At 44.4% G+C, this 12,288-nt stretch carries 10 protein-coding genes and 1 riboswitch; of the genes, 9 read left to right on the top strand and 1 reads right to left on the bottom strand.

Features of this window, described 5'->3' with window-relative positions:
- The first annotated feature begins 36 nt into the window (after window positions 1–36).
- A riboswitch (Lysine riboswitch) is annotated at window positions 37–214 on the top strand.
- Between the two features lie 135 nt (window positions 215–349).
- Window positions 350–1,579 carry an aspartate kinase gene (locus EV146_RS14165; protein WP_132007335.1) on the top strand — a complete coding sequence of 410 codons (1,230 nt, stop codon included), beginning with the start codon at window positions 350–352 and terminating at the stop codon, window positions 1,577–1,579.
- Between the two features lie 57 nt (window positions 1,580–1,636).
- Here EV146_RS14165 and EV146_RS14170 read toward each other — a convergent pair whose 3' ends face one another.
- Window positions 1,637–2,098, bottom strand: coding sequence for a YslB family protein (locus EV146_RS14170; RefSeq protein WP_132007338.1), 462 nt, complete (start codon window positions 2,096–2,098; stop codon window positions 1,637–1,639).
- A gap of 464 nt (window positions 2,099–2,562) precedes the next feature.
- Between EV146_RS14170 and EV146_RS14175 the strand changes: the two genes are divergently transcribed.
- The 8 genes from EV146_RS14175 (at window position 2,563) to EV146_RS14215 (ending at window position 11,728) form a co-directional block, all read left to right on the top strand.
- Window positions 2,563–3,171: a succinate dehydrogenase cytochrome b558 subunit gene (locus EV146_RS14175; RefSeq protein WP_121611498.1), complete on the top strand. Its 609-nt coding sequence runs from the start codon at window positions 2,563–2,565 to the stop codon at window positions 3,169–3,171.
- Window positions 3,172–3,232: 61 nt separating this feature from the next.
- On the top strand, window positions 3,233–4,990 hold the full coding sequence (gene sdhA / locus EV146_RS14180) for a succinate dehydrogenase flavoprotein subunit (RefSeq protein ID WP_121611499.1): 1,758 nt from the start codon (window positions 3,233–3,235) through the stop codon (window positions 4,988–4,990).
- 6 nt (window positions 4,991–4,996) lie between these two features.
- Window positions 4,997–5,758, top strand: coding sequence for a succinate dehydrogenase iron-sulfur subunit (gene sdhB / locus EV146_RS14185; protein ID WP_121611500.1), 762 nt, complete (start codon window positions 4,997–4,999; stop codon window positions 5,756–5,758).
- 346 nt (window positions 5,759–6,104) lie between these two features.
- The gene (locus tag EV146_RS14195) at window positions 6,105–7,118 is read left to right on the top strand and encodes an ABC transporter ATP-binding protein (RefSeq protein WP_132007341.1); all 1,014 of its coding nucleotides are present in this window, start codon (window positions 6,105–6,107) and stop codon (window positions 7,116–7,118) included.
- The gene (locus EV146_RS14200; RefSeq protein WP_132007693.1) at window positions 7,099–8,067 is read left to right on the top strand and encodes an ABC transporter ATP-binding protein; all 969 of its coding nucleotides are present in this window, start codon (window positions 7,099–7,101) and stop codon (window positions 8,065–8,067) included. The genes EV146_RS14195 and EV146_RS14200 overlap by 20 nt, the downstream gene beginning before the upstream one ends.
- 45 nt (window positions 8,068–8,112) lie before the next feature.
- The gene (locus EV146_RS14205) at window positions 8,113–9,726 is read left to right on the top strand and encodes an ABC transporter substrate-binding protein (RefSeq protein WP_132007344.1); all 1,614 of its coding nucleotides are present in this window, start codon (window positions 8,113–8,115) and stop codon (window positions 9,724–9,726) included.
- Between the two features lie 82 nt (window positions 9,727–9,808).
- Window positions 9,809–10,816: an ABC transporter permease gene (locus tag EV146_RS14210; RefSeq protein ID WP_121611505.1), complete on the top strand. Its 1,008-nt coding sequence runs from the start codon at window positions 9,809–9,811 to the stop codon at window positions 10,814–10,816.
- Between the two features lie 15 nt (window positions 10,817–10,831).
- Entirely contained in the window at window positions 10,832–11,728 is an 897-nt protein-coding gene (locus EV146_RS14215) for an ABC transporter permease (protein WP_181215880.1), read from the top strand.
- Window positions 11,729–12,288 lie beyond the last annotated feature (560 nt).

Genomic DNA, 12,288 nt, shown 5'->3' on the forward strand with positions numbered 1-12,288 from the left:
AGGGCAATTCAATATACCGTCACTTTAGAGCGTTAAAGTGAAGATAGAGGTGCGGACCTCAAGAGTAAGACCTGGAGAAGAATGGGATTCGATGAAGGGTTCAGAAAGGGTTGTCCGCCGAAGTGAGGGAAGACTCATAGCTTTCCTTGCTGGTTCTGTGTTGAATAAATGCAGGATTGTCAAGATGGATGCGTCTTGGAGAGCTATCTCACTGTGCGAGCGTATCAATCTATTTTTACGTAATCACAGCAATGAGATCATCTCTCATTGCTTTTTTCTATTTAACCGGAAAAAAGCAGTCCTACATAATAGACGTAAGCTTCATATACAACAGGAAGAAGGGATACAAATGGGATTGATTGTACAAAAGTTTGGCGGGACTTCGGTTGGCAGTGTAGAAAAAATACTGAATGTCGCCGGCCGTGTCGCAGAAGAAAAACAAAATGGAAACGATGTTGTTGTTGTAGTATCCGCGATGGGAAAAACTACAGACAAGCTTGTTGAGATGGCGAGGGATATTTCTTCATCTCCATCAAAGCGTGAAATGGATATGCTTCTTACGACAGGTGAGCAAGTGACCATCTCGTTGCTTGCTATGGCTCTTATAGAAAAAGGCTTTGATGCCGTTTCGTATACAGGATGGCAGGCGGGAATGATGACCGAACCTGTACACGGAAACGCAAGAATCCTTGATATTAAGACTGATACAATCAAACGGGATCTCGCTGAAGGCAAGGTTGTAGTTGTAGCAGGCTTCCAGGGAATAACCGAAGAGAGCCAAATTACGACATTGGGCCGTGGCGGCTCTGATACAACGGCTGTAGCTTTGGCGGCGGCACTCGGTGCGGATAAGTGTGATATATACACAGATGTAACTGGAGTATTTACGACGGACCCCCGTTATGTAAAAGGGGCAAGAAAGCTTCTGGGCGTATCATATGATGAGATGCTGGAGCTTGCCAATCTTGGAGCCGGTGTACTTCATCCAAGAGCTGTGGAATTTGCGAAGAATTACGGCGTTGCCCTTGAGGTGCGATCAAGCATGGAAAGAGTAAGTGGAACTGTCATTGAGGAGGAAGTTGAAATGGAACAAAATTTAGTAGTGCGGGGAATCGCGTTTGAAGATCAGATTACAAGAGTGTCGGTCATTGGTCTGGATAATACATTGAAGAGCTTGCCAACCATCTTTTCAACACTGGCGGAAAACCATATTAATGTGGATATCATTGTACAAAACGGGACAGGAACGGATAAAGCGAACATTTCATTCTCAATTAAAAGCAGTGATCTGGCTGAAACACTCGAGGTTCTCGAAAGAAATAAGGATCTTTTGAACTATCAGTCTATTGAATCAGAAACGGGTTTGTCGAAGGTATCCATTGTTGGCTCGGGCATGGTTTCCAACCCGGGAGTAGCTGCCAAAATGTTTGAAGTATTGGCCTCCCAGGAGATTCAGGTGAAAATGGTCAGCACTTCCGAGATTAAAGTCTCGACAGTTCTTGTTGACAAGCAGATGGTCCAGGCGGTCGAAGCCCTGCATGATGCTTTCGACTTATCGGAGGCTGCAGTAAGATCTTAATGTCTCTAATTTAATAAGACAAAAAGCTTTCTTTGAGAAAGCTTTTTGTCCACTTTTTTATTTACTGACATTAAGGATATCTGATTTATCCCATTTAACCGTGAACTGGATTTTACCTGAGCGTTTAGTCGGGTGCTCAAAAGTCTCTGCGGCCAGTTTTTTTTGCGACTCAAGCTGCTGGGCCAAAAAGCCGGCTTCCAGCTGGAAGGATAAATTGCTGTTGTTTTTCAGCCGGGCTGAAATTATTTCTCCAGTAAGTTCAAGTACCATTTCACTTCTCTTTTCTTCCTTGATGTTGAGATGGCCCCATTCAGCGTTAAGGAAAAAATGCTTTATTTCCTCCATTGTGCCAAGGGGGAATTTGCGGGCAAGCCGCTTTCCTGCCCAATAAAGGATTTCTGGGGCATCCTTCCCCAAAAGTTCAGGAAGCAGGACATCTCTTATCAGCTCGTAACCAAATAGAGAAGTGGAAGGCTCCTGGTTATCTGGATGGTTTTCGGAAGATGATAATTCACTCAAGTGCTTTCCCCTCTTTCTATTACTCTATTATAAACAAATTATTTGAAAAGCAAATATTGTATTGGTAATGTTTTTTTGTAAAAATTTGTTTGGGCTTCATCTTGTTCTGTTTATTTTTTACTATTTTTATGATTCAAATCCCGGAACAATGTTTCTTTCTTATAAAAAGAAAAAATTTAAAATAATAAAATATCTATATTAAAATATCTTTTTTAGTAGGAAAAACTTATGTTTTTCCTTATATATCAATGCCTGAATATTTAGTGAAATGTTACTTATATAAATAATTTTCTGTATCCGTTTTCTTGACGGTCTTATGTGTTGGGAGTAAAATGAACATGTCACATTATTGTAAGAAATGATTTATTATTTTTTACCCGATGGCGAGCCATCTAATCAAAATTGTTGGAATACAGTGAAGATTGTCGCATGCCATCATTTTAAAATATCAGGGGGGTATACATATGGCAGGAAATCAAGAGTTTTATTGGCGCAGGCTTCATTCATTGCTTGGGGTTATTCCCGTAGGGCTATTTTTAACCCAGCATCTGGTGGTAAACCATTTTGCCACAAAAGGAGAACAGGCATTTAACGATGCCGCTCATTTTATGGAAAGTCTTCCATTCAGGATCTTTTTGGAAGTTTTCGTTATTTATTTACCATTATTATTCCACGCGATTTACGGTCTTTACATTGCTTTCACTGCGAAGAACAATACATCAAGGTTCGGATTTTTCCGGAACTGGATGTTCATGCTGCAGCGTATTTCAGGGGTTATTACTCTAGTTTTTGTAGCCTGGCATGTCTGGGAAACACGTTTGGCAGCAGCGTTCGGAGCCGAAGTTAATTTTCAGATGATGGAAGAAATCCTTGGTTCTCCCTTTATGTTTGCGTTCTATGTAATTGGGGTTATATCCGCCATTTTCCATTTTGCAAACGGACTATGGTCTTTCTTTGTCAGCTGGGGAATCACTGTCACGCCACGATCCCAACTTATCTCTACATACGTGACAATTGGATTGTTTGTAGTCCTGTCTATTATTGGCATTCGTGCGCTCGTTGCGTTTATCTAATATGAATCTATAAAAATACTAAACAAGAAGTCAGACTTAGGATTGAGGAGTGAGAGTCACGATGAGTAAAGGTAAGGTTATCATAGTAGGTGGGGGACTTGCCGGCTTGATGGCTGCCATAAAAACGGCAGAGACAGGTACCCAAGTCGAATTGTTTTCCCTTGTACCCGTAAAGCGTTCCCACTCTGTTTGTGCCCAGGGCGGCATCAATGGAGCGGTGAATACGAAGGGTGAAGGCGACTCCCCGTTGATTCATTTTGATGATACAGTCTATGGCGGAGATTTCCTGGCTAATCAGCCCCCAGTTAAAGCTATGTGTGAAGCTGCGCCGGGAATCATTCACTTGATGGACCGTATGGGGGTTATGTTCAATCGTACTCCTGAAGGATTGCTTGATTTCCGCCGCTTTGGCGGAACACAGCATCACCGTACTGCATTCGCCGGTGCGACAACAGGACAGCAGTTGCTTTATGCCTTGGATGAGCAGGTTCGCCGCCATGAAGTCGCAGGCGTTGTTACGAAATATGAAGGCTGGGAGTTTCTTGGGGCAGTAGTCGATGATGATGGTGTATGCCGAGGGATCGTGGCCCAGGACTTAAAGACGATGGAAATCAAATCATTTTCAGCAGATGCTGTCATTATGGCAACTGGAGGTCCGGGGATTATATTTGGTAAATCAACCAACTCTATTATCAATACTGGATCCGCTGCGTCCATCGTTTATCAGCAGGGTGTTCACTATGCAAATGGAGAGATGATCCAGATTCATCCAACTGCAATCCCCGGGGATGACAAACTTCGGCTGATGAGCGAGTCAGCTCGTGGGGAGGGTGGCCGTGTCTGGACGTATAAAGACGGAAAGCCATGGTACTTCCTGGAGGAAAAGTATCCTGCATATGGAAACCTTGTTCCGCGTGATATCGCTACGCGTGAAATCTTTGATGTGTGTGTAAATCAAAAACTTGGCATTAACGGAGAAAACATGGTCTTCCTGGACCTTTCCCATAAAGATCCAAAAGAACTGGATATTAAGCTTGGCGGGATCATCGAAATCTATGAAAAATTCACCGGTGAGGACCCTCGTAAACTGCCAATGAAAATTTTCCCTGCCGTTCACTATTCTATGGGTGGACTATGGGTGGATTATGATCAGATGACCAATATTCCTGGACTGTTCGCAGCTGGTGAGTGCGATTACTCCCAGCATGGGGCAAACCGTCTTGGAGCTAACTCATTGCTGTCTGCTATGTATGGGGGAATGGTTGCAGGTCCTAATGCTGTCAGATACATTTCAGGATTGGAAAAGAGCACTGATTCCATTTCCTCCTCTGTCTTTGAACGTGCTGTCAAACAGGAAGAAGATAAGTGGAATAGCATCCTGACCCTGGACGGCAGCGAGAACGCCTATGTCCTTCATAAAGAGCTTGGAGAATGGATGACTGATAATGTTACCGTGGTGCGCCATAACGACAGGCTGTTGAAAACAGACGAAAAGATTGTCGAACTTATGGAACGCTTCAAAAATATTAATATCAATGATACGGCAAAGTGGAGCAATCAGGGAGCAGTCTTCACTCGCCAGCTCCAAAATATGCTTCAGCTGGCCAGGGTCATCACCATTGGTGCCTATAACCGTAATGAAAGCCGCGGAGCGCATTATAAACCTGAATTCCCGGAACGCGATGATGAACAGTTCCTAAAAACCACAATGGCTAAATTTGTCGATGAGCAGTCCGCACCGGCTTTCCATTATGAAGATGTTGATACATCGTTAATTAAACCGCGTAAACGCGATTATTCAAAGAAGAAGGGGGAGTAAGAAGGTATGGCTGAAAACAAAACAGTCCGTTTTATTATCACCCGTCAGGATACTCCTGACTCAGCCCCTTATGAGGAAGAATTTGTTTTGCCTTATCGGACAAATATGAATGTGATTTCCGCTTTGATGGAAATCAGGCGTAACCCTGTCAATGCTAAAGGAGAAAAGACAGTGCCCATTTCCTGGGACATGAACTGCCTTGAAGAAGTTTGCGGTGCCTGCTCAATGGTTATTAACGGTAAACCGCGCCAGTCCTGTACAGCTCTTGTTGACCAGCTCGAGCAGCCGATCAGGCTGGCTCCGATGAAGACGTTCACTGTTGTCCGTGATTTACAGGTTGATAGAAGCAGAATGTTTGACTCTTTAAAAAGGGTTAAAGCATGGATTCCAATTGACGGGACATATGACTTAGGACCAGGGCCCCGCATGCCTGAAAAGAAGCGCCAATGGGCATACGAACTTTCAAAATGCATGACCTGCGGCGTTTGTCTGGAAGCATGTCCAAATGTAAACAGCAAATCGGATTTCATTGGACCTGCCCCTCTATCCCAGGTGCGTTTATTCAATGCTCATCCAACGGGTGAAATGAATAAGGCAGAACGTCTGGAAGCCATCATGGGAGACGGCGGACTTGCAAACTGCGGTAACTCACAAAACTGTGTGCAATCTTGCCCGAAAGGCATCCCATTAACAACTTCCATTGCTGCATTAAACCGCGATACGAGCATTCAAGCGTTCAAAAATTTCTTTGGAAGCGATCAAGTATAAAAAAACAAAGCCCCTTTCCATTCACGGAAAGGGGCTTTGTTTTTTTTTGATTATAGCTGGGATAAAAAGATTCTATACTGAGAAAATATCAGCGGAAGCATTCCAATTGTTAACAGAGGCACGTATTAAAGCTTTAACGCTGTTCAATGTAAATGAAAAAGCGAATCCGGCATCTATCTAGCGAGAAAAATAGAAAACGACTTTTTAAACACTATGAAAAAAATAAAGTCTTTCGACGAATTTTGACAGCCTATTATTATTCTTATATGTCATAATAGTGTGTGAATTTAATATATTTTGATAATTTAAAATTAAAAGCATCATAAAAAGGGAGGCAGGTGATAACATGGATTCACAATCCATACTACAAATCAATGATTTAAAGGTATCTTTTTACTCCGGGGAAAGGTATATCCCCGCTGTTGATGGTATTACGTTTGAATTGAAGGACGGAGAAATACTTGGAATAGTGGGGGAATCTGGAAGTGGTAAGAGTGTCACTTCGCTTGCAGCAATGGGACTAATTCCTTCACCGCCTGGGAAAGTAGAGGAAGGTTGTATTCTCTTTGAGGGGAAGGATTTAACCACTTTAAGGGAAAAAGAATGGAGAAAAGTCCGCGGAAATCAAATTTCCATGATTTTTCAGGAACCGATGACTTCCTTGAATCCTCTTTTTACAATTGGAAACCAACTCGCAGAAGCAATTGCCCTGCATACTAAACAGTCAAAGGCAGAGGGTGTAAAAAGATGTACCGAATTGCTTCGCCTTGTTGGAATTCCAAGAGCTGAAGGAATATTACAGGAGTATCCCCATCAGCTTTCGGGAGGAATGAGACAGAGGGTCATGATTGCAATGGCAATGGCATGCAATCCAAGAGTTTTGATTGCGGACGAGCCAACGACGGCACTAGACGTGACAATCCAGGCCCAAATACTTTCTCTAATGAAAGACTTGAATCGTAAAACACATACATCAATCATTTTGATAACGCATGATTTAGGGATCGTCGCTGAAATATGCGATCGTGTTATTGTCATGTATGCGGGCCAGATTGTCGAACAGGGAGATGTCCGAACAATCCTGAAGACTCCAAAGCATCCCTACACTGAGGGATTGTTAAGGTCCGTTCCGGATCTTAGGGGCAAGAGAGAACGTTTATACAGCATACCAGGCAATGTTCCTGCCCCGGGCAGCATTCCGAAAGGCTGCAGGTTTGCACCCAGGTGTGATTCGGCATTCGGCAAGTGTCATGAAGCAGCTCCGCCAATATACAAAACTGGCAGTGATGGACATGGTGTAAGATGCTTCCTGCATAAAGTAGGAGAGGAGAGTGGCGAGCATGTCGGGCTTCCTTCTTGAGGTGAGGGGACTTAAAAAATACTTTCCGATTACCGGGGGTCTTTTTGGCAAAGTACAGGGCCAGGTGAAGGCGGTTGATGATGTTTCCTTTTATGTAAAGAAAGGTGAAACTTTAGGAATTGTTGGAGAAAGCGGCTGCGGCAAATCCACAACAGGGCGTCTATTGATGCGCCTCATTGAAGCAAGTGATGGCAGCATTGTTTTTGAAGACAAAGAGATGACCAGTTTGAGTAAGAATGAGCTTCGTAAAACCAGGCGGGATATCCAGATGGTCTTTCAGGATCCTTATGCCTCATTAAATCCGAGACACTCCATCCAGCAAATTTTAGAAGAACCACTTATTGTTCATGGAATAGGTTCAAAAGAGGAACGTAAAAAACGGGTCAGGGAAATGCTCGAAGTAGTTGGGTTAAGCAGTTATCATGCGAGGAGATACCCACACCAGTTTTCAGGAGGCCAGCGTCAGCGTATTGGCATCGCGAAGGCATTGATGACTAAGCCCAAGCTCATCATTGCCGATGAACCCGTTTCAGCGCTTGACGTTTCAATCCAGGCCCAGGTTTTGAACCTTATGAAGGATATCCAGCAGGAATTTGGCCTTACATACATATTTATTGCACATGATTTAGGTGTAGTCCGCCATATCAGCGACCGTGTTGGTGTTATGTATTTAGGAAGGCTGATTGAACTGGCCGACGGTGAAGATCTGTATGAAAACCCTTTGCACCCTTATACAAAAGCTCTCTTATCCGCCGTACCAGTTCCAGATCCAGATTTAAAGAGGGTGCCTGTTCCCATTGTGGGCGAATTGCCCAGCCCGGCAAATCCGCCAACTGGGTGTGCATTCCATACCCGGTGTCCGGAATGCATGGATATTTGCAGAACAACGAGGCCAAAGGCGTTTGAAATCAATGGTCATCTTGCAGCATGCCACTTGTACAGCAAGTGATGTGCTGCATTAATGATAATAATTAAATGGGGGGAACACGATTACATGAACAAATCAATGAGAATGCTGCTGGTCTCGATCCTGGCCATAAGCATGTTCCTTGTGGGCTGCAGCGGGAAAACAAATACGGCAACCGAGGGAGAAAACGGCTCTGCTTCCGAAGGCGGAAGCAAAAAAGATACTTTAGTATTTGCGCGGGGCGGGGATTCCACTTCACTGGATCCTATCACAACAACAGAAGGGGAAACCTTTAAAGTGACAGAAAACATTTTTGAAACATTGCTTGAGTATGGGGAACAGGATACCACCATCCACCCTGGGCTTGCTGAAGAATGGAAAGTGTCTCCTGATAACCTTACTTACACCTTTAAGCTTCGTGAGGGCGTTAAATTCCATGATGGCACCGACTTTAATGCTGATGCAGTTGTCTATAACTTCGAGCGGTGGATGAACGGGGATGCCGATAAATTCCCTTATTACACGATGTTTGGCGGTTTTAAGGGAGAAGAAGGACACGTCATTAAAGAAGTGAAGGCAGTTGATGAACATACTGTCGAGTTTGTCCTGAATCGTCCTCAGGCACCATTCCTGAAAAACCTGGCTATGTCTCCATTCGGCATTGCCAGTCCTGAAGCAGTAGAAGAGCAAGGTGATAATTTCCGCTCCAATCCCGTAGGGACAGGACCTTTCAAATTTGTTGAGTGGAAACAAAATGACAGGATTGTTCTGGAAAAGAATCAGGAGTATTGGCAAGATGGACTTCCGAAGCTGAATAAAATTATTTTCCGCGTTATTCCGGAAAATACAGCCCGGTTAAATGCTCTTTCCAATGGTGAAATTGATTTAATGGATGGATTAAACAATTCGGATGAAGCAAGCGTAACCGGAAATTCAAGCCTTCAGGTAATCGAACGCCCATCCATGAATGTTGGATATATAGGCTTTACCGTAAACCGGAAGCCATTTGACAACAAGCTGGTCCGCCAGGCGTTAAGCCATGCAATCGACAAGAAATCAATCATTGACTCTTTTTACGGTGGCAAGGCTGACGCTGCCATTAACCCAATGCCTCCTTCCATTGAAGGCTATAATGAGTCAATTGAGGATTATCCTTACGATTTAGAAAAAGCAAAAGAATTGCTGGCCGAGGCTGGCTATGAAGATGGTTTTGAAATGGACTTATGGGCCATGCCTGTTGCACGCCCTTATATGCCAGAGGGAATGAAAGTGGCCGAAGTCATCCAGGAGAGTTTCAGCAAAATTGGCGTAAAGGCCAACATCCAGTCCGTTGATTGGGCAACTTATCTTGAAAAAGCGGCAAAAGGTGATTTTGATGCCTATATGCTTGGATGGACAGGGGATAATGGGGATCCTGATAACTTCTTATACACATTGCTGGATAAAGACAGTATTGGAAGCAACAATTATTCCTATTACAGCAGCGATGAATTGCATGATATTTTGATTGAAGCACAGACTGAATCGGATCAGACAAAACGAAATGAACTATACAAAAAAGCCCAGGAAATCATTAAGGAAGACGCGCCGTGGGTTCCGCTTGTCCACTCAACCCCTCTCATTGCGGCAACCAAGGATTTACAGGGCTACAAGCCGCATCCGACCGGTTCGGAAGCCTTGACACATGTTGAATTTAAGTAAGCAGGACTGCCGAAAGGGGAGCTGGTTCTCCCCTTTTGCTTACAAAGAAGAAAACCTTCCAGAGTAAAAGGGGTGAGAAAGCTTGTTAACGTATACAGCCCGACGTCTGTTATCTTTAATTCCGGTCCTGTTTGGAATGACACTTGTTGTATTCGCCATAATTCATGCCATTCCCGGGGATCCTGCCCAAGTCATCCTGGGCCAGAGGGCTACGAAAGAGGCCATCGAAACCTTAACAAGGGAATTAGGGCTGGACAGGCCCTGGTACATACAATATTTCGATTACATTAAGTCTTTGTTCACGGGTGATCTTGGAACTTCCCTTAGGACCCGGGGGCCAATTAATCAAGAAATATGGCCATATCTTGCGGCCACCCTGGAATTAACGGGGGCAGCAATGTTCATCGCTGTTCTCATTGGTGTTAATGCCGGAATCATCAGTGCGTGGTACTCAAACTCATGGTTTGACTACACTGCAATGATTCTTGCTCTAATTGGTGTATCCATGCCGATCTTTTGGCTTGGCCTCATGGAGCAATGGGCGTTTTCCATCCAGCTCGGCTGGCTTCCGACCACCGGGCGTGAGGATGTCAGGGATCCCATAACGGCAATAACCAATTTATATTTGGTCGACACCCTGATTCAGGGACGGCCTGATCAATTTATTACAGCATTAAAGCATTTGATTCTGCCCAGCGTTGCATTGGCCACAATCCCAATGGCCATTATCGCCAGAATGACTCGTTCCACCATGCTAGAGGTCATGAAGGCAGATTATATCCGGACGGCTCGGGCTAAGGGGCTGGGGATGTTTTGGGTTGTGTATAAACACTCATTAAAAAATGCGATTATTCCTGTCCTGACCGTCATTGGACTCCAGACCGGACTGCTGCTGGGCGGTGCCATCCTGACCGAGACCATTTTCGGCTGGCCTGGAATCGGCCGGTATTTGTACGATGCTATTGGTTATCGTGACTATCCAGTCATCCAGTCAGGCATTCTGATCATCGCCGCCATCTTTGTATTCATTAATCTGATCGTTGACCTGTTATATGCCCTGGTCGACCCGAGGATCAAGTATAACCAATGATAGGGAGGTTTCAAAGTGGCTGAGTTAGCAAAGAATGCAGCAGAAATGTCTAAAGTTCATCCAGAAGATACGGCATCGCCCTTGAAGGAAGCCTGGCGGGCTTTTTGCAAGAATAGACTCGCACTGGCAGGCCTGGGTATTGTTATCTTTTTTATCATCATCGCCATCCTTGCTCCTGTCATTGCCCCGTACAGCTTTAAAGAGCAGGAATTGACGAAAAGACTGCTCGCTCCTTCCAGTGAGCACTGGTTCGGGACCGATGATTTTGGGCGCGATATCTTCTCGCGAATCGTTTACGGTGCCCGGATCTCTTTATGGGTTGGATTTTTTGCGGTATTGGGGTCGGCTGTCCTTGGAACTATTCTGGGGGTTATTGCGGGTTATTATGGGCGTTGGCTGGACACGGTCATCTCCCGTACGTTTGATATCATGCTTGCGTTTCCGAGCATCCTGCTGGCGATTGCAGTGGTTGCTATCCTGGGACCTTCCCTTCAAAATGCATTAATTGCAATCGCGATTATCAACATCCCTAACTTTGGCCGTCTCGTCAGATCGAAGGTTCTTAGTGTAAAACAGGAGGAATACATCATGGCAGCCCGTGCGGTCGGAATGAAAGACTCAAGAATCTTAATCCACCATATACTCCCCAACAGCATGACGCCAATCATTGTCCAGTCCACACTGGCAATTGCCACTGCAATCATTGAGGCTGCGGCCCTCGGCTTTCTTGGACTAGGTGCTCAGGCACCGTCACCTGAATGGGGAAAGATGCTCGCAGACAGCAAACAGTATCTTGTTCAGGCTCCTTGGACCCTTTTCTTTCCTGGCCTCGCCATTATGCTCACTGTTCTTGGCTTTAACCTTATGGGGGACGGTCTTCGGGATGTTCTTGATCCAAAGATGAAACAATGATAATAATCCGAAGATGTGCAAATCTGATTGAAAAGCGCCAAGCAGTATTTTGGTGCTTTTTTCTTTTTATATTGTCTGTTAGATTCCCTCCCATTCTAATTGATTTAACAAAGGAAATGTCTGAATATTAAATTAAGTATTTAGCCGGACAATTGCACCTAACGGGAAAGGCTGTAAAATGGGCATTTTTTCAGGAAGAAAACGGATCATCAGTGATTGCTTTCATTCAAGTTACTTGGATTACAGGAGTGGACCAGAAAAACGGTCATCTTCTACTGGAGGCTGGAATAACTAGAAAGGCTCCTAAATAAAAATGAGTAAGGCCATCAAAGCCCATTTTCCTTAAATTCTTGGGCTGATCTAAATCAAGGAGTCTCTCGGCGGTATATGGAGGGCAGATCAGGCCAAAAAGTCCTGTTTTCAAGCCTTGGCTGTACGAACGTAAACGATGAATCTCTGTGAAGTAAATTAAGGATGCTTTCAAAATTTGGATTTAGGTAATCCGTCTTTCTTGCTTTAACAATCAATGAGGCTCTTTCCTTAGGCCTCTATCCCTTGTG

It is taken from the genome of Mesobacillus foraminis, assembly GCF_004340465.1.
GTDB classification, from domain to species: Bacteria; Bacillota; Bacilli; order Bacillales; family Cytobacillaceae; genus Mesobacillus_B; species Mesobacillus_B foraminis.

Coding starts and splice junctions, on each gene's coding strand:
- EV146_RS14165 (WP_132007335.1), top strand. CDS start 350: ATGGGATTGATTGTACAAAAGTTTGGCGGGACTTCGGTTGGCAGTGTA.
- EV146_RS14175 (WP_121611498.1), top strand. CDS start 2,563: ATGGCAGGAAATCAAGAGTTTTATTGGCGCAGGCTTCATTCATTGCTT.
- sdhA (WP_121611499.1), top strand. CDS start 3,233: ATGAGTAAAGGTAAGGTTATCATAGTAGGTGGGGGACTTGCCGGCTTG.
- sdhB (WP_121611500.1), top strand. CDS start 4,997: ATGGCTGAAAACAAAACAGTCCGTTTTATTATCACCCGTCAGGATACT.
- EV146_RS14195 (WP_132007341.1), top strand. CDS start 6,105: ATGGATTCACAATCCATACTACAAATCAATGATTTAAAGGTATCTTTT.
- EV146_RS14200 (WP_132007693.1), top strand. CDS start 7,099: ATGTCGGGCTTCCTTCTTGAGGTGAGGGGACTTAAAAAATACTTTCCG.
- EV146_RS14205 (WP_132007344.1), top strand. CDS start 8,113: ATGAACAAATCAATGAGAATGCTGCTGGTCTCGATCCTGGCCATAAGC.